Source organism: Oligoflexus tunisiensis (assembly GCF_001748245.1).
In the GTDB taxonomy this organism is placed as follows: Bacteria; Bdellovibrionota_B; Oligoflexia; order Oligoflexales; family Oligoflexaceae; genus Oligoflexus; species Oligoflexus tunisiensis.
The window spans coordinates 1513564-1530836 of the sequence record NZ_BDFO01000001.1 but is presented as its reverse complement, the minus strand read 5'-3'; the positions used below and the strand labels follow the sequence as shown (position 1 = coordinate 1530836).

The window sequence follows — 17273 nt, the reverse complement described above, 5'->3', positions numbered from 1 at the left end:
CACAGAAAGCGCATGGTCCTTGGCAATTTCATCTTGCCTCTTGCGTCCAGGCTGGGCATAAAAGTCTCTCCTTGTCCCTCATAAATGTAAGAGTCCGCGCTAAGCCTTTTCTTTGTTGCAGCACAGGAGGTCGGTTTTGGTAGTTACTTTGATTTACGGGTCCGCGGTCCTGGCTATGTTAACCGCCGCATTTTACGCCCAGCGCGTACGTTCCGTTCCCATCGAAGGCGACAATGCGCAGCAGGTTGCCAAATTCAATGAAATCTCGGGTGCTATCGCCGAAGGGGCCATGGCGTTTCTTTCGCGCGAGTACCGCTATGTTGCGGGCTTTGTCGCTGCCTTCGCCGTTCTGATGGTTCTCCTTCTGAACAATGCCGAGACGGAAATCCATGAGGGCGTGTTCAGTGCCGTGGCCTTTCTGCTCGGCGCCTTGACCTCCAGCGTGTCGGCGTTTCTTGGAATGAAGATCGCGACCCTGGGCAACGTGCGCACGACGATCCGTGCCCGTAAAGGTCTGTCGGAAGCGTTTAAAGTCGCATTTGAATCCGGCTCTGTGATGGGCTTTGGTTTGGTTGGTCTCGCCCTTTTGGGTTTGATGTCGATCTGTCTGATCTTCGGGCAATTCATCGAAGAGCAGGAACTGTTGATGGAAATGGTCGCCGGCTTTGGCCTCGGTGGATCATGCGTCGCTCTTTTCGGCCGCGTCGGTGGCGGGATTTACACGAAAGCTGCGGATGTCGGCGCTGACCTCGTCGGCAAAGTCGAGCAGGGCATTCCTGAAGATGATCCACGCAACCCTGCCGTAATCGCTGACAACGTCGGTGATAACGTCGGTGACATCGCCGGTATGGGCGCTGACCTTTTCGGTTCCTGTGCCGAAGCCACCTGCGCGGCGCTCCTGATCGGTGCCACGTCCGCAGCGATCGTTGGCTCCGACAGCGCCCTCTACTATCCGATTATTATTTCCGCCGTGGGTATTCCTGTCTGTTTGTTCACCGCTCTGTTCGCCCGTTTGAAGTCGGACGCGACCTCGGCGGAACCGGCTTTGAAAAAGCAGCTGTGGATTTCCACCGTCCTGATGTCGATCGTCATGATCTTCGTGACCAAGGCCGCCATGGTGGATGTTTTCGAGATCCATGGCAAGATCATCACCAACACCGGTGTTCTGGTTTCGCTGCTGTCCGGTCTTTGGGCAGGACTTTTGATCGGAATCGTGACCGAGTTCTATACCTCGCACGCTTACAAGCCTGTGCGTGAAGTCGCGGATGCCTCGCAATCCGGTCCGGCCACCAACATTATCTACGGTCTGGCTCTCGGCTATAAGTCTTCGGTGATTCCGGTCATCGCGATCGCCGTCACGGTTTATGTCTCCTGGACCCTCGCCGGCATGTACGGTATCGCCATCGCCGCTCTGGGCATGATCTCGACCATCGCCACCGGTCTGACCATCGACGCCTATGGTCCGGTTTCCGATAACGCCGGTGGTATCGCGGAAATGTCGGAACTCGGTCCTGAAGTCCGCCGCCGCACCGACCTTCTCGATGCCGCTGGCAATACCACCGCTGCGATCGGCAAAGGCTTTGCGATCGGTTCCGCGGTTCTGACCGCACTGGCTCTCTTCTCCGCCTTCCTCGTGCGTTCCAACATGCATACGCTGGACATGCTGTCGCCGCTGGTGTTCGCCGGTCTTTTGATCGGCGGCGTGCTGCCCTTCCTTTTCACCGCTCAGACGATGAAGGGTGTGGGTATTGCCGCCTATTCCATGATCGATGAAGTCCGTCGTCAGTTCCGGGAAAAACCAGGAATCCTGACCGGCAAGGATCGTCCTGACTATAAAACCTGCGTGGCCATTTCCACGGAAGCGGCCATCAAGCAAATGATTGCTCCCGGTGTTCTGGTTCTCGCCACCCCGCTGGTTGTTGGTTACATCTTTGGCACCGAAGCCCTGGCGGGTGTTCTGGCCGGTTCACTGGTGTCGGGTCTGGTGATGGCTTTGTCGGCCTCCAACTCGGGCGGCGGCTGGGACAATGCGAAGAAATTCATCGAAACGGGCAAGCTCGGTGGCAAAGGCTCCGACGCCCACAAGGCGGCCGTGGTCGGTGATACCGTGGGTGACCCGTTCAAGGATACCTCCGGTCCTTCGATCAACATTCTGATGAAATTGATGGCAATTCTCAGCCTGGTCTTCGCTCCCTTCTTTGTGCAGCACGGTGGAGTGATCCTGAAGATGTTCGGCTTGAAATGAGATGACGGGCCGTAGCGGTGATCCTGAACGGCCGCAGGGATGATCCCGGCCCCCAACCGTCCGCCCAATTCTGATAAATCAGGACGAAAGCCCCCGCCCTCTTTTGGGTGGGGGCTTTCACTTGATAAGATAACGGCATGATGAACCAAAGACGAGTATCATGCACTGGCAGAACATACCACCGACGACCCTTCTTCGGGATTACGGCTCCTGGATCATGCCGCGCCTTCTCTGCAATAATCGCGTGATCGGCCTTTTAGGTCTGGCTGAAGACCCTTACCAGCCCGTTGCCGATGCCAATGCCTGGGTCCTTCGCCATACCGATGGCCACATCCTGCAGATCATGGTGCAGGCTCCCCGCGAGGTCGCCCTCGTCTATCATCCCGACTTTCAACTCGATGCCGCACAGGTGGCCGCTATCCACCGGCGCTTTCCAGGCTCCTGGGTGCTCACCTGTCATGAGGATCAGTGTGACAGCTGGGAAAGGTCCGCCCGCTCGCTCGGCGTTCGCGATGTGCCCCTGCTCACCACCTGGCTTTATCAGCTGGCTCCCCATCAGCTGCGGCAGAAGCCCTTGCCATCGGACGTGCGCTTTGAAGCCCTGCTGCGATTTAATAAACAGATCGGTCGGTATATTCAGGGTTTCATGCTGGATGCCCTGCAGCAGAAGGTGGATGAAGAGGAGGCTCGACATCGTTTTGGAAGGCAGGAATTCTTCGGCCTATTGCAGGGCGAGCAGCTCCTCTCCATCGCCGCCATCACCCGCCGCCTCTTTCATGGGCGCTGTCTCTCCTACGTGTACACACCGACCCGATTTCGTGGTCATGATTATGCCGGACTCACCGTCGAATATCTCTGTCGCCACATTTTTCAGAATCCGTCCATGCAGCAGATCTTTCTTTATGCCGATCAAACCAATCCCTGCTCCAATCGCCTCTATCAAAAGCTGGGCTTTGAAATGGTCTGCATTTCCAAAACCTTTTAGAGCCTTCTTCAAGGTCGCTTGGGATAAGGTCGCGTCCGCCTCAATGGAAGACCAGCTAGGAGGGAGCACGATTTTATGGTACCATCCCCAGCTGGTATGATTGATTAGGAGCGTGTATGTCCCGTCGCCTCATTTCACTATGTGCATGGCTCACCTTATTTTTTACCCCGATGGCGCAGGCTCAGGAAACCAAACAGGACCTGAAAGCCAAAATCAAGACCTCGCAAGGTGACATCGAAATCAAACTCTTTGCCGACAAGGTTCCGCAGACCGTCTCGAACTTTTACAACCTTGCGAAGCAGGGCTTTTACAACGGCATTATCTTTCACCGGGTGATCCCAGGCTTCATGATCCAGACCGGCGACCCCAAAGGCGACGGCACCGGTGGCCCCGGCTATACCTTCCCTGATGAATTCCATAAAGATCTGAAACACGATAAAGCCGGAATCCTGTCCATGGCCAATTCCGGTCCGGATACCAACGGCAGCCAGTTCTTCATCACCGTGGCACCCACGCCGCATCTCGACAACAAGCACTCCATCTTCGGTGAAGTGACCGCGGGCATGGATGTGGTGAATGCCATTGTCGGCGTCAAAACCAATGGCTCCAAACCGCAGAAGGATATCAAGATCCTGGGCGTGGAGATCATCGGTAATTTCAAGCCGGTTGAAGTCAAAAAGATCAAGCAGATGACTGGTGACGATCTGAAAAAAATGACCAGCGATTATGCCACCAAACTGCTCAAGAAAATTGCCGAGGTCGAGGACTATGGCCGCTTCCAATCACTGAATCTGGTCGATTCCCGTTCGCGCGGAACGCAGGCGCAAATTTACTACAAGGCTGATTTCAGCAAGCAGAAAAACCTGCAGATCGTGCTCATCGGTAACGTGAAGAATAACAAATTTGCGATGGAACAGTTCCAGTTCGCGGAAGTCGCTCCGTAATTCCAAGACCCTGTAATTCCAGCTCTCTTTCTTCTTTTTTAAAGTATGTCCCCTAGGACTCCGATCGTGCTCTGCATTGAGAGGAGTTCACTATGCGCATTGGAACCGTCCTGAGCCTACCCAATGAATACAGCCGCTTCGCTCGCGTCCAGGACGCCGACGGCAGCAGCTACACCGCTGACCCCAGCGTCCTTCCGGAAGGCGTCAAGGAAGGCAGTGAATTGGCCTATAAGGTCGAGATTTGGGGAAATGACAGTGGTCTGGTCTACGACGCCTCGAAGAAATAGGCGAATCATGACACCAGAAGGTTCGACACTTGCAGAAGGGGAGTGGATTGTGGCTGCCAAGGAAAAATCCGTCAAAGTCGCCATTACATCCCGCACGAAGGATGAAGGCGACATGCTGAGTCACGTGGCACGTGCCTGTGGCTTTGAACAGATCCAGATCTTTAGCAGCCCCCGTGTGACCCTGGAAGTCGCCAAGCGCAATATGTTTGATCTGTTCATCACGCATCATGATTTTCCGGATCTGACCGGCCTCACGATGATCCAAACCCTGCGGTCCACCGGAAATTATGGGATTGAACCGCATCTCTTTCTGGTTGATGCGCTGACGCCTGACATCATGCTGGTTCTGAACGAAAACAATATCCATCATGTCCTGACCAAACCCTTTTCCACCGACCGCACCCATCAGAAACTGGCCCATCTGTGGCAGAGTGAAGTTCATATGACTCCATCCGAGCAGGAATACCGCGAGGCCCATGCCGCGATGAATTCCGGCCTTATGGAAATGGCACAGGAACTCGCCATCAAAAACCTGCGGACCCATGGTCCCACGGAAAAACTTCTGCTGCTCCTCGGGGACGTGGAAACCAGACTCCAGCATCCCGTGGAAGCCCGTCGCTACTATGATGCGGCGCAGAAGGTCAACCCCAAATCATCCGCGGCGGCCCAGCGGCTGGCCCAGACCTATATGCTGGAAAAGGATTTCACCAAGGCTGCAGAACTTATGAATGAGCTGACCCGGCTGAATCCTTTGAACATCGAACTCCTGGCCAATGCCGGTCTGTCCAACTTTGAGATTGGGAATCTGGAAGAGGCCAAGGATGCGATGACCCGTCTGCAAGGACTCGACAAGGAACGCAAGGACGCCAGCGAAGTCCTGGCCAAGGTTGCCATTCAGGAAGGCGATTACGATACCGCCATGCAGCAACTTCAGGGTACGCATGATCAAAAGGAACTCGTCCAGCTCCTCAACAATGAGGGCGTGCGACTGTCCCACGTCAACGATATCAACGCAGCCATCGCCATGTATCAGAAATGCATCCAGATCATCGGCGGCGAGCATCCCTATGTCTATGCTCTGTACTTTAATATGGGGCTTGCCTACCACAAGCTGCATGACAAACCGAACGCCATCACCGCGTTTCGCAAGGCTCTGGAGCTCAAACCTGACTTTGAAAAAGCTGCGAATGCCCTGAGCAAACTGGAAGCGAAATCAGCCTGATCCATCACCCAAAAACTGGCTGCGCAAAAGGCGCCAGAGCTGGGTGAAACCTACATACTCATGCAGAAGCCAGAAGAAAACGGCCACCATGGCAAAGGCCAGCACCATGGCCAGCTGCGCCCACCAGCGCGGGCGGGGCCGCAGTTGATTCATGATATGGCTGAGAGCCGTGGTCTGCGGCTCGGGGGTTTCGAGAAAACCATAACGGGGCAGCTCGGCCAGATCCTTGTAATCCAGACTGCCTTCCTTGCGAACCAGCTCATCCAGAATCTCCAGCTCCGCATGCACATCCACTTCCTCGCGATAGACGATAAAGGCCGTGGCCGGCAGGGAAAAACCATAGCGATAGCGCAGAAGCAGCAGCTGCGTCGCATGATGGCCGAATTCCAGCAGCTTGATTTCCCAGCGATAGGCCTTGGCCACGGTTTTGGGATCCTTGTGCTGGAAACGGTACCAGGTCTCCAGAAAATCACGGGCGATGGGCCGCATCGCCTCTTCGTTGAATTCATAGGCGAGCTGAAACAGACGGGCCCGGATCTGGGGCTCGTCCATCTGCGAGTGCAATTCATCCTTCATCTGCCGACACACTTCCCGAGCCATCACAGCCGCGCGGCTGCGATCGCCCGTCAGGCGAAAGATGAAGTCGACCAGATCCTCCTGCTGCTGCTCCACAAAGCGGGCACTGGGATCGATGATCAGGGGCTCATCCGTCATGGGCACATCCCGTTATGAGCTTTGGGTCAATTGAACTTTCACTTCCGTTCCCACCCGCCAGAGCAAAAAGAGGATCACCATATAAGGCGGCAGCACCCAGACAATCACCCGGTCCACATCCTGCTGGATCAAACCGAGCAGGCGCAGGACCGGCATCAAAAGGGTGCCGATCATATGCGCCAGCACATAGCGCCTCAGGAAAAGCGTGCCTTTGACCGGCAGCTGCCAGCCCCGGCCCTGCACCAGGATCGCACAGGCCCAGACCAGCAGAATCGCATCAAACGGCCAGAATAAGAGCATATTCGCATTGTGATGCAGATCCAGATGATCCGACACCACCCAGGTCACCGGCATCAGAAAACCGACCAGAGCCCCAAAGGCCAGAAGAGGCAGACTCACGAGGGCAAAGATGCGATAGATGAGCGGCAGGAAACGAATCAGCTTGTGACGCATGAAAAACGCAATACCGAGCAGGGAGAGAGGCACACCAAAACCCAGAAAGACCAGGATATAGCTCAGGCCCGGATAGGACTCCGGCCTTGTGAAATCCGCCAGAACCTTGGGTTCACTCAGCATCGGCTGGCCTTCATTCTCCGTCCCCAAGTAAACATCGCGCATATGCAGGGGATGGAACATCCGCTCCCAAATGGTCATCAGTCGATCGATATTGCTGTTCATCGCAATATCCAAAAAGAGGTCCATGCCCGGGGTATAGGAGTAACCTTCATTCACCATATCGCGAAAGGTTTGCGGGGCATATTTCAGCTCGGTTTCGGCCTTGATCGTGTTGCCCATCGCCTCATCCAGATAATCGCGGATGCGCGTCGAGCAGTTATCAAAGAAATAGTGATAGGAGTAGGTCCGGTTTTCCGGTTTGCTGTTCCAGATCAAGCGTTCCAGGAGCTTCTGCTTTTGTTCGCGGGTCAGATGGATCTTATCCTCCCACACCTTCCGCCTTTCCACCTCATAGGAATGCATGGCCGCTCGATAGGAATAAATGCCGAGCTGATAATTCAGAATCCCCTTGTAAAACTGCAGACCGAAGATGATGGGATTCTGAAAGGTAAAGATGCCCCAGTTGAAGACCAGATCCCGGCCGGACACCTTATCATGCACCCTGAGGGCAGTATGACCAAAGTTGTTATAGATCAGGTTGCCGACATCGACCGTATGCAGATAAATATCAACCTGATCCAGATCCGCCGGCATCTGGGAAAAATTGTTGGCCACGGCCCGGCCCTGCAGCGACGTCCAGAGCCCAAGGCAGAGAAGCAGTATCCGCGCGAGTCGATTCATTCCTGCTCCCCGCTCCGCTTTTGCCGTTCTTCATTCTGCTTTTTCAATTCCAGACGCGAGAACCGTCGGGCCTTGGCTTCCTCGTGGCGGCGCTTCTGTTCGTCGGTTTCGGGCAGGACGGGCGGCATCAGGGTCGGACGGCCGTTGCTGTCCAGAGCCACCATCGTCACATAAGCGGTGGCGGTATGAAAGGATTCCCCGGTCCGCGGATTTTCGGCGGTGACTTTCACCCCCACCTCGCAGCTGGTTTTCCATACGAAATTCACCGACGATTTGAGCGTCACGATCCAGCCGAGTTTGATGGGGGCCAGAAAACTCAAAGCATCCACGGAAGCTGTCACGACCTGCCGATGGCAGTGCCTTTCCGCACAGATTGCGGCGGCGATATCCACCCATGACATCACCACCCCGCCGAAGACAGTGCCGATGGCATTGGTATGTTGCGGCAGGACCATTTCGGTCATAATCGCTTCGCTTTCACGCGGCGAACGACCGGATTCCAGCTTCAATTTGTTTCCCATGAATCTTTTTCCTTCATCTCCCGCGGCGGCACCCCCAGGACCGGGTTGCCGACCAGAACCACCTGGTTCTTGCCATGCCGCTTACTCTCGTACATACATTCATCGGCCAGGGCCAGCAATCGATCTTTTTCCTGGGCATGTTCGGGAAATGCAGCGACGCCGATCGATGCCGTCACATGCGCCGTGGCCCCGCCCCCTACGGAAAAGCCGGTGTACTGGATGCGTTCGCGAATACGCTGGGCGGTTTTCAGGCCATTGCGGGCGTCGGATTCAATTAGCAGAATGACGAACTCGTCGCCACCGTAGCGGAAGACAAGGTCCACATCGCGCAGGGTGCTCTTCAGAATCTGGGCCACCTCACGCAGCACCTGACTTCCGGCCAGATGTCCGTATTTGTCATTAATGGGCTTGAAATCATCGAGGTCGATGAAGAGCAGGCAAAAGGCCGAATCATAGCGTTGCGCGCGTTTGATCTCACGCTCGATGGACTGCTCCAGATACCGGTGATTATAGAGGCCGGTGAGGTCATCCAGATGCAGAAGGGTCTGGGTTTCGGAAAACCGCGTGAGCCAGCGGCAGGTCGTCTGCAGCTGCTTGATCATGAAATCCAGGGCGAGGTCGGAGCTGTATTTTCTCTCCTGATTCGGCTCGCCGTCCAGCCGGGGTTCGCTCCAGATCAGGGCATACCATTCATTGGCGGAATCACCGAGCATGGCAAAGCAAAGGCTGAGCCCACCGGTTTCGAGGTGGTTGATGCCCGAGGCATAATCCGCTTCCTGCAGAGCGATCTGTTTGAATTGTTCCACGATCGCATCGAGCTGCGCCTTGGTCCACTCATGACTGGTCTTGAGGCGCAGGGGAACGCGTTCGCCCCACAAACCGTCGCCGTTTCCATGCAGTTTAAGCAAACTCAAATCCGAGATGCCGAAGTTATTCTGCAGGAGTTTCATGGTGCGCTTCACCATGCTTTCCAGGTGGGTCTCCCGCCAAAGGGCTTCACATCCCGCGACCATCTGCGTGAAAACCTCTTCCGAACTGCCGGGACTGACGGTAAAGCGTCGGATCGATTTGGGTTTGATCGCCACTCGAGATCTCCGATTAGAAGGTAATGAGATACTCCGATAAATACTGACCGAACAGCAGATAACTTGCGGCCGCAATCGAGAGAAAAGGGCCGAAGGGTAAACGTGTTTTCAGATCCATCTTCCTTCTGACGATTATAACACCAAGACCGACGAATGAGCCGAGGATCGAACCCCAAAAAATTGTGGTGAGGATCGATTGATAACCAAGCCAGCCCCCAATCGCAGCCAGAAGCTTGACATCCCCCATGCCCAAACCATAATCACGACGAATTAAAAAATAAAGCCAGGCCACGGTATAAAGGATGCCACCACCCAGGATCACACCGATCAGCGCGCTCTTCCAATCCAGATCCGGATGGAGGTAGACGACCAAAGGCGTGGCGGCCAGCATGGAGAGACTGAGAACATCGGGAATGATCTGATGTTCAAAGTCAATCACCGAGCAGATGAGAAGAAGTGAAGTGAAGGCCAAGGCATGAAAGCAGCGCATCATTTCCTCGGAATCAACCACCAGTCCCGTTTCCCAGCTGATCACAAAAGGAAAGAGCCAGTACACGATGGGAAAGAGCAGGGCTGTAAAAAGTTCCACCAGGAAATACTGCACTGGAATCCGGGCTCCGCAGCAGCGCGCCTTGCCACGCAGGACGAGCCACGAGATGATGGGGATATTATGCCAGAAAGGAATAGGTTGCCCACAGCTCGGGCAGACGGACCGGGCCTCGGCAAAAAAAATCTTGCGCGGGATGCGATAGATGCACACGTTGTAGAAGCTGCCCATCATGGCACCGAGTATCAAAAAGAGCCAGGTCAGCGGGCTTTGGAGATGCGCGGACACTTCGAAGAACAATCGCAGCATAGGCCTTCCTTGGGAGTGGGAGACGACGGTGCCTGTCAACTTGCTGGCCGCGTCCATTATAGTCTCTCCGCCGCAAATTATAAAATTATTAAAGCGGAGCCTTGGTTCCAACCTTTCCCTGGACGCGGAGCCCAGGGACATCAGGACCATCAGAAGCTTTTATGAGCTTGATCTCACGCGGGTTGCCAGGGACGATGTTAGCCATGCCGGTGACATCGTGTGAAGGAGGCCATGAAATTTCCCTGGGGACGAAAATGGCCGCCAGAAAAGAAAGGCCCCGTCGGGAAACAAAATCCAGGAACAACCCATGCATAGCAGGCTTGTTCCCCCTGAGGAGCCAATATGATGGGCCTTCTCCTTCATATTCGCTCTCAAAAACCCTGGAAAATTATTATAAGGGAAGGGACCGGCCTCGTGGCCCGTCTATTTCCCTCTGAGGAGTTTACTGTCGATGATCCAAGAGTTGACCCTTGAGAAACTGCAATGGCCCCAGCTTCTTGAGCATCTGGCTCAGGAAGCCCAGACGCTGGAAGGGCGTGACGCCTGTCTGCGGCTGAAGCCTAGCTTTGCAGCTGATGATATAGAAAAACGCTGGCAGGACGTGCTGCCCCTGCGTGACCTTCTCCGTTCCGGCTATCGGCCGCCCATTGGCGAGTTGCCTGAGATGCGGCCCATCTTCCGCGGCGCGCTGCTCGGCCAGATTCTGGACGGCGAAATGCTCTGGAGCGTCTACGTCCTTCTGCAGACGGTCCGCAACGTGCATCAGTTCGCGGCCGATCGGATGGACCGTTGCCGCACGCTGCAACGCTTTCACCGGACCATCCATCCCCTACCCAAACTGGCGCGAACCATCGAAAAAACCATCTCACCGGATGGGGAATTGCTCGACGATGCCTCACCCGAACTGCAAAGAATTCGCGCCCAAAAACTTTCGATGCGAAAAAAGATTGAGCAGATGATTCGGCAGCTGCTCACCGACCAGCAACTGGAAACTTACATCCAGGATAAATTCTTCACGGTGCGCTCCGACCGCTATGTGGTGCCCGTTCGCCTCGATGGACGCGGCCGCGTGAAGGGTTACATTCACGATAGCTCGGACAGCGGTCAGACTCTGTACATCGAGCTGTCCGAAATTCGACCGCTGAACGACGGCCTTTTGGAACTGGAATCCGCGGAGAAGATCGAAATACTCCGCATTTTCAAGGAACTCAGCGCGCAGGTGGCGGCCGAGCTCGATATCCTGACCGTCAATTATGAAGCGTTGATTGAACTCGACGTCCTCTCCGCCGAAGGTGGCCTTGCCGTGCGCCTCGATGCGGGTCAGGCCATACTAAGAAAGGATCCAGGTCTGCGCCTGTCCTTTGCCCGTCATCCGCTTCTGGTCCTGCAGGAAGGGACCAAGGCAGTGGCCAACACGGTCACGCTCGAAGACAATCAGATCTCGCTCATCGTCTCAGGTCCGAACGCCGGTGGTAAAACGGTGGTGCTGAAAACCGTCGGCCTTTTGCACCTCATGGCGAAGTCCCGGCTGCTTGTCCCCTGCGATGAACATTCCGAACTTTATCTCTTCAGCAATATCTTCGTGGAAATCGGCGACGCGCAAAACCTGAGCGCCAACCTTTCCACCTTTTCGGGCCACCTGATGGGTCTCAAACCCATCCTGCAAAACTCAAGGCCCGACGACCTCGTGCTCCTCGATGAGCTGGCTGTCGGTACGGAACCGCAAACCGGTTGCGCCATCGGCCAGGCCGTGCTGGAGGAACTGGTCAATCGCCGAACGATCAATATCGTGACCACGCACTTTGATAACCTCAAGAGCCTCGCGGTCAATGATCATCGTTTCCGCAACGGTTCGATGGAATTTTCCACGAAGAATCTGCAGCCGACCTACAAACTCATGCTCGACCTGCCCGGCCAGTCCTATGGTATCGAGGTCGCGGAACACATCGGTCTGCCGAAGCATGTCATCGAACGTGCCAAGGATTTGCGCGGTCGGTCAAGCAGCGCGATGGACCAGATTCTGGAATCCTGGCAGACTCTGCGTGAAGAGGCGGAACGCGAAAAGAAAAAATACGAGCAGCTCAAGATCGAAATGGAAAGTCAGAAATTCCGTTGGGAGCAGGAGCGAGCCGCACTCGCCAACGCCAAGGCGGATATCTCAGCCAAGATCAAAGCCCGTTATGAGGATCAGATCGATGATCTCAAACGCAGCTACAATGAAATTCTGGACGAGATCAAGCAAACGGTTCAGGAACAGAAAAAACTGCACGCGAGCCCCGATGCCATCCGTGAAGCCCTGAAGGACAGACAGAAACGCGCCGAAGGCCTGGGTCGTGAACTCAGTACGGGTCTCGACCGGCTGGCCAGTGAATTCCGTTCATCCGTTGAGCTTCCGGGTATACCGGCCGACATCAATCAGCTGAGCAGCGGCAGTCGGGTTTACATCGTCTCGATGGGCAAGGAAGCGGTCGTCAGCAAGGTGCAACCCACACTCGAAGTGACTGCGGGACTTTTGAAACTGCGTCCATCGATCCAGGACCTGCGCGTGCTCGTGGAGCCGACCGAAGCGAAAAAAACCACGCGGCCGCGCGGACCGGCCGCAACGCCCGATAAGTCCCAGATAGGACTGGTGATTCCGACGCCCACCAACAGTCTGGATTTGCGCGGAATGGACACGGATACCGCTCTGGATCGGACCTGGAGTTTTATCGACAAGGCTGTTTTGCGTGGTGAAAACTGGGTGATTCTGATCCACGGCCATGGGACCGATACGCTCAAGCGCGGTTTGCGCAAAGCCCTGACCAAGGATGCGCCATACGCTTTGGACTTCCGCCCTGGAGAGCCTGAGGAAGGCGGCGATGGAGTCACGGTGGTTCAATTGCGCCACTAAGAACTGCAAAGTCGCAGTGGTGAAATTTGCGGAAATTATGGTACGAATTGGTCGGGGACCTCACAAGAACTCGCAATTCGGAGCATAACAGCTATGGCGAAGAGTAGTAGCAATAAGAAGACGTTGCAGTGGGAGCTCGACCTGAGTCCAGCGGAAATCCTGGCCGATTATCGCGTGGCTCTCTTGAGCCGCGAAGTCAGCCTGCTCGGCAGGAAGGAAGTGCTCTCCGGCAAAGCGAAGTTTGGCATCTTTGGTGATGGCAAGGAACTCGCACAGATCGCCATGGCTCGTGTCTTCGAAAAGGGCGACTGGCGTTCCGGCTATTACCGTGATCAGACCTTCATGTTTGCGCTCGGCGCCTTGACCGTCAAGGAATTCTTCGCTCAGCTTTATGCAGATACGGATATAGAGCGTGAACCGCACTCCGGCGGCCGGCAGATGAATAGTCACTTTGCCAGCCGCTTTGTGAATCCGGATGGCAGCTGGAAGAGTCAACTGGCTCAGTACAACACCAGCGCCGATGCCTCGCCCACCGCGGCGCAGATGTCGCGGCTTCTTGGTCTGGCCTACGCCTCCAAACTTTACCGCCAGTTTCCGGAACTGGATAAGGAACAAAATTTCACCCGAACGGGCAACGAGATTGCCTTTGGCACCATCGGCAACGCCAGCACTTCGGAAGGCGTATTCTGGGAAACCCTGAATGCCGCCGGTGTGCTGGAGGTTCCGCTGGTGATTTCCGTATGGGATGATGGCTACGGTATTTCCGTGCCCAATAAATTTCAAACCACCAAGGAATCCATTTCCAAAGTTTGCGCCGGCTTTGCCCGTGAAGACGGCACCAACGGTTATAATATTACGGTCGTCCGCGGCTGGGATTATCCTGAGCTGCTGAACGCCTATCGGGACCTCACCAAGGCCGCGCGGGAGCAGCATATCCCGGGCCTCCTGCATGTCATTGAAATGTCCCAGCCGCAGGGTCACTCGACCAGCGGCAGTCACGAGCGTTACAAATCCAAGGACCGCCTGGCTTACGAGCAATCGATCGATTGCCTCACCCGCATGCGGGACTGGATGATTCAGCATGGCATCAGCAACGCCAAGGATCTCGAGCAAATGGAAGAGGAGATCCGTCGCGAGGTTCTGCATCAACGCAATGCCGCCTGGGAGGAATATCTGGCGCCCATGCGTGCGGAGCGTGAGCAGCTTCTGAATCTTTTCGAAGCGATCAGCAATGAAGGCGCCTCACCGGCTTTCACCCGTATTAGCGAAGCCTTCCAGCGCTATCCGGCGATCACCCGCAAATCGATCCTTTCGAGCGCACGGCGGGCGGCCTATATTCTGCGGGAACGCGATACCGAAGCGGCCCAGGCCCTGCGGTCTTTCATCGCCCGGTTCACCCAGGAAAACAGGCAACGTTATAACAGCAAGGTCATCGTCGAAGGAGCCCGCTCGGCCCTGCAGCTTCCCGGCATCAACCCCAGCTTTGAAGGTTCCGTGGAAAAGGTTGATGGCCGTCTGATCATTCAACGCTGCTTCGATCATCACCTTTCGCGTGATCCGCGTATCTTTATCGTCGGTGAGGATGTCGGCAAGCTCGGGGGTGTGAACCTTGAATTTGAAGGCCTGAGCGATAAACACGGGGATTTCCGCGTCACCGACACGGGCATTCGGGAGGCCACCATCTTTGGTCAGGGCCTCGGTGCAGCGCTGCGCGGCCTGCGTCCCATCGTCGATATCCAATATCTCGACTATCTCCTATACTGTTTCCAGTTGATGTCCGATGACCTCGCCTCTCTGCATTACCGCACCGCGGGCGGTCAGGTCGCGCCGGTGATCATCCGCACCAAGGGTCATCGTCTCGAAGGCATCTGGCACACCGGATCGCCGATGGGCATGATCATTCACGGGATTCGCGGCATTCACGTCTGTGTACCACGCAACATGGTGCAGGCGGCCGGGATGTATAACACACTCCTGCAGTCGGATGACGCCGCGCTGGTGGTGGAGGTCCTCAACGGCTATCGCGTGAAAGAGGATGTGCCGACCAACCTCGAGGATTTCCAGGTTCCGCTGGGCGTTCCCGAAGTCCTGAAAAAAGGCCGTGATGTGACCGTCGTCAGTTATGGTGCCTGCATCAGCATCATCCGCGAGGCCCTGCCCCTTTTGGATCAGGTCGGTATTGATATCGAGCTCATCGATGTCCAGACCCTTCTGCCTTTCGATCGCTTCGGCATGATCAAGGAATCCCTGGAAGGAACCAATGCTCTGCTGGTCGTCGACGAGGACGTGCCCGGCGGCGCCAGTGCCTTCATGCTCCAGCAGATTCTTGAGGTGCAGAAAGGTTACGAATATCTCGATGCCCAGCCGCGGACCCTGACGGCGCGGGAACATCGGAGTCCTTACGGTTCCGACGGCGATTACTTCACCAAGCCGAGCGTCGAGGACGTCGTGGAAATTCTGTATGAGATGATGCGCGAACGCGATCCGCAGCGTTTTCCTGACCTGGGTCTGCCTCTGCGCGGATAAACAATGAGCCCCACCGCAGTGGGGCCAGGTTTCCCATCCAATATGTGGGCTGACAGGATCCTAGGAGCGGGTCCGCTTCTTCGCTGTCGTCTTGCGTTTCGCGGTTTTTCCTTTGCTCGCTTTCTTCGTCGTCGTCTTCTTCTTCGTCGTTTTCCTGGCAGCTTTTTTCGCTGTCTTCTTTTTAGGAACCTTGGCCCCTTCCTTCCTGGCTTCAGACAGGCCGATCGCAACCGCCTGCTTGCGGCTCTTCACCTTTTTCCCGGAACGGCCGCTTTTCAGCTTGCCCTTCTTCTTTTTCTTCATAGCCTTCTCCACGGATTTTTGGGCCTTCTTTCCATAACGTGCCATGGTTATCCTCCTTGAGGTGAATTGGCGTTTCCTGGAGAAAGCAAAATCCGTACCTTTTCCTGCTCTATGACGGAAAAGGAAGCAAAGGCAGCGTCAGGGTTAAAGGTTTCCCCTGTTTTCGCTTTTTTTGACAAAAGGAGCGGACCCATTTGGGATCCCATCGGCAGCGTTCGCGACGTCAACATCCCCGTGATATAGTAAGCGGATGCATATGCGACGGGGAGGCTCCGGATGTCAAAGGACGTGTTCTTTAACACGCTGAACTATTCCATGGCAAATGAAGACTCAACGTTCGAATGGAGCATTTGCCAGGCCCTGCGACCACGCCGTATTCTGGCCATTTGCGGCAGTGGTGCCCGAGTTCTGCCTTTGGCCGGCACAGCCCCCGAAAAGATCACCGCACTGGATCTGGCCGAACAGCAGCTCGCCTTGGGTGAACTTCGCAGCGCGCTCATGCGGCGGGAGCCTCTGGAAAGTTATAAAAAATTCCTTGGCTACCCTCCCTTTGCCACCAGCCTGCATCGTGCGGAACGGGCCGCACTCTTCGCCGATCTGAAGCTCAGTGCTCCCGCGCGGGCTTATTTTCAGGACCATTTTCGAAAGAATGGCTGGCAGGGTCTGCTCTATGATGGGCGCTGGGAAAAAACCTTTACCGGCATTTCCAAAAAAGTTCGCCTGCTCGTGGGTTCACGCTACGACGAGATTTTTGAGTTCAAAAATTTCGCCGAGCAAAAAGCCTATTTCGATCTTAAGCTGCAGGATCGCACCTGGAAATTCGCTCCTGGCGCAACCCTGATGCTCGTGGGCAACGCGACCTTCTTCAACGCCGTGCTTTATGGTGGGCGTTTTCCGCGCAAGAACCTGCCCGGATCGCATTTTCGCTTCTACGTGGATCGCTTCAGCCGGCTGCTTTATAACGGCCTGACGCGCGAGAACTTTTTTCTGCAGATCATGTTTTTGGGAGGGCTGCGTTATCCCGAGGGCTGTCCCATCGAAGTCACGCCTGAGATTTACAAGGCATCCCAGGCCGCGCTCCAGGCCGGAACAGAGATCGAGTTTGTCGCCAAGGACCTGCTCACCTTTTCCGAGGAAACCAGGGAAAAGTACGACTTCGTCTCCTTGAGCAACGTGCCCTCTTATTTTTCAGGCGACATGGAGCGCACCTTCATGAGCCGGCTCAAGGCCTGTCTGAATCCAGGCGCCGTCGTGGTCGTTCGCTGCTATCTCAGGATACCCGAAGGAACGGATCTGTCGGGTTACGTCGACATCACCAGCTCATACCAGGAGCCGGCCCTGGCGGAGAAGATGCAGGTTTATAATATTATGGTCTATCGCTTTGTCGGTTAGCACGTTG

At 55.5% G+C, this 17273-nt stretch carries 14 protein-coding genes; 8 read left to right on the top strand and 6 right to left on the bottom strand.

Translation table 11 applies throughout. The annotated features are described in order from the left end of the window. The first annotated feature begins 136 nt into the window (after positions 1-136). The 5 genes from OLTU_RS06680 (at position 137) to OLTU_RS06665 (ending at position 5683) form a co-directional block, all read left to right on the top strand. Positions 137-2245 carry a V-type H(+)-translocating pyrophosphatase gene (locus OLTU_RS06680; RefSeq protein ID WP_218109886.1) on the top strand — a complete coding sequence of 703 codons (2109 nt, stop codon included), beginning with the start codon at positions 137-139 and terminating at the stop codon, positions 2243-2245. A gap of 160 nt (positions 2246-2405) precedes the next feature. Next, positions 2406-3230, top strand: coding sequence for a GNAT family N-acetyltransferase (locus OLTU_RS06675; protein ID WP_141731976.1), 825 nt, complete (start codon positions 2406-2408; stop codon positions 3228-3230). Positions 3231-3346: 116 nt separating this feature from the next. Further along, positions 3347-4174 carry a peptidylprolyl isomerase gene (locus OLTU_RS33345; RefSeq protein ID WP_141731975.1) on the top strand — a complete coding sequence of 276 codons (828 nt, stop codon included), beginning with the start codon at positions 3347-3349 and terminating at the stop codon, positions 4172-4174. Positions 4175-4266: 92 nt separating this feature from the next. Further along, the gene (locus OLTU_RS31795) at positions 4267-4461 is read left to right on the top strand and encodes a hypothetical protein (protein ID WP_176736391.1); all 195 of its coding nucleotides are present in this window, start codon (positions 4267-4269) and stop codon (positions 4459-4461) included. A 49-nt stretch (positions 4462-4510) separates the two neighbouring features. After that, positions 4511-5683, top strand: coding sequence for a tetratricopeptide repeat protein (locus OLTU_RS06665; RefSeq protein ID WP_176736390.1), 1173 nt, complete (start codon positions 4511-4513; stop codon positions 5681-5683). On the opposite strand, the gene OLTU_RS06660 is transcribed toward OLTU_RS06665, so the two are convergent. The 5 genes from OLTU_RS06660 to OLTU_RS06640 are packed head-to-tail and all read right to left on the bottom strand — an operon-like array spanning position 5675 to position 10155. After that, complete coding sequence (locus OLTU_RS06660) at positions 5675-6397, bottom strand: hypothetical protein (protein WP_141731973.1); 723 nt, start codon at positions 6395-6397, stop codon at positions 5675-5677. The genes OLTU_RS06665 and OLTU_RS06660 overlap by 9 nt on opposite strands. A 12-nt stretch (positions 6398-6409) precedes the next feature. Beyond that, positions 6410-7693, bottom strand: a complete 1284-nt coding sequence (locus tag OLTU_RS06655; RefSeq protein WP_141731972.1) for a lipoprotein N-acyltransferase Lnb domain-containing protein — start codon at positions 7691-7693, stop codon at positions 6410-6412. Beyond that, the gene (locus tag OLTU_RS06650) at positions 7690-8214 is read right to left on the bottom strand and encodes an acyl-CoA thioesterase (RefSeq protein WP_218109885.1); all 525 of its coding nucleotides are present in this window, start codon (positions 8212-8214) and stop codon (positions 7690-7692) included. The genes OLTU_RS06655 and OLTU_RS06650 overlap by 4 nt, the downstream gene beginning before the upstream one ends. Further along, positions 8199-9299, bottom strand: a complete 1101-nt coding sequence (locus OLTU_RS06645; protein WP_141731971.1) for a GGDEF domain-containing protein — start codon at positions 9297-9299, stop codon at positions 8199-8201. Before OLTU_RS06645 ends, OLTU_RS06650 begins: the two co-directional genes overlap by 16 nt. A gap of 13 nt (positions 9300-9312) precedes the next feature. Then, positions 9313-10155: a prepilin peptidase gene (locus OLTU_RS06640; protein ID WP_176736389.1), complete on the bottom strand. Its 843-nt coding sequence runs from the start codon at positions 10153-10155 to the stop codon at positions 9313-9315. Between the two features lie 451 nt (positions 10156-10606). On the opposite strand from OLTU_RS06640, the gene OLTU_RS06635 reads away from it, so the two are divergent. Both OLTU_RS06635 and OLTU_RS06630 read left to right on the top strand, forming a co-directional pair. Beyond that, positions 10607-13045: an endonuclease MutS2 gene (locus tag OLTU_RS06635; RefSeq protein WP_141731969.1), complete on the top strand. Its 2439-nt coding sequence runs from the start codon at positions 10607-10609 to the stop codon at positions 13043-13045. A gap of 93 nt (positions 13046-13138) precedes the next feature. After that, on the top strand, positions 13139-15571 hold the full coding sequence (locus tag OLTU_RS06630) for an alpha-ketoacid dehydrogenase subunit alpha/beta (RefSeq protein ID WP_141731968.1): 2433 nt from the start codon (positions 13139-13141) through the stop codon (positions 15569-15571). 60 nt (positions 15572-15631) lie between these two features. Here OLTU_RS06630 and OLTU_RS06625 read toward each other — a convergent pair whose 3' ends face one another. After that, positions 15632-15919: a DUF6496 domain-containing protein gene (locus OLTU_RS06625; protein WP_141731967.1), complete on the bottom strand. Its 288-nt coding sequence runs from the start codon at positions 15917-15919 to the stop codon at positions 15632-15634. Positions 15920-16150: 231 nt separating this feature from the next. Here OLTU_RS06625 and OLTU_RS06620 point away from each other — a divergent pair, with 231 nt between their 5' ends. Further along, positions 16151-17266, top strand: coding sequence for a DUF3419 family protein (locus OLTU_RS06620; protein ID WP_141731966.1), 1116 nt, complete (start codon positions 16151-16153; stop codon positions 17264-17266). The last annotated feature ends 7 nt before the right edge of the window (positions 17267-17273 follow it).

Coding starts and splice junctions, on each gene's coding strand:
- OLTU_RS06675 (WP_141731976.1), top strand. CDS start 2,406: ATGCACTGGCAGAACATACCACCGACGACCCTTCTTCGGGATTACGGC.
- OLTU_RS33345 (WP_141731975.1), top strand. CDS start 3,347: ATGTCCCGTCGCCTCATTTCACTATGTGCATGGCTCACCTTATTTTTT.
- OLTU_RS31795 (WP_176736391.1), top strand. CDS start 4,267: ATGCGCATTGGAACCGTCCTGAGCCTACCCAATGAATACAGCCGCTTC.
- OLTU_RS06660 (WP_141731973.1), bottom strand. CDS start 6,397: ATGACGGATGAGCCCCTGATCATCGATCCCAGTGCCCGCTTTGTGGAG.
- OLTU_RS06655 (WP_141731972.1), bottom strand. CDS start 7,693: ATGAATCGACTCGCGCGGATACTGCTTCTCTGCCTTGGGCTCTGGACG.
- OLTU_RS06650 (WP_218109885.1), bottom strand. CDS start 8,214: ATGGGAAACAAATTGAAGCTGGAATCCGGTCGTTCGCCGCGTGAAAGC.
- OLTU_RS06640 (WP_176736389.1), bottom strand. CDS start 10,155: ATGCTGCGATTGTTCTTCGAAGTGTCCGCGCATCTCCAAAGCCCGCTG.
- OLTU_RS06635 (WP_141731969.1), top strand. CDS start 10,607: ATGATCCAAGAGTTGACCCTTGAGAAACTGCAATGGCCCCAGCTTCTT.
- OLTU_RS06630 (WP_141731968.1), top strand. CDS start 13,139: ATGGCGAAGAGTAGTAGCAATAAGAAGACGTTGCAGTGGGAGCTCGAC.
- OLTU_RS06625 (WP_141731967.1), bottom strand. CDS start 15,919: ATGGCACGTTATGGAAAGAAGGCCCAAAAATCCGTGGAGAAGGCTATG.
- OLTU_RS06620 (WP_141731966.1), top strand. CDS start 16,151: ATGTCAAAGGACGTGTTCTTTAACACGCTGAACTATTCCATGGCAAAT.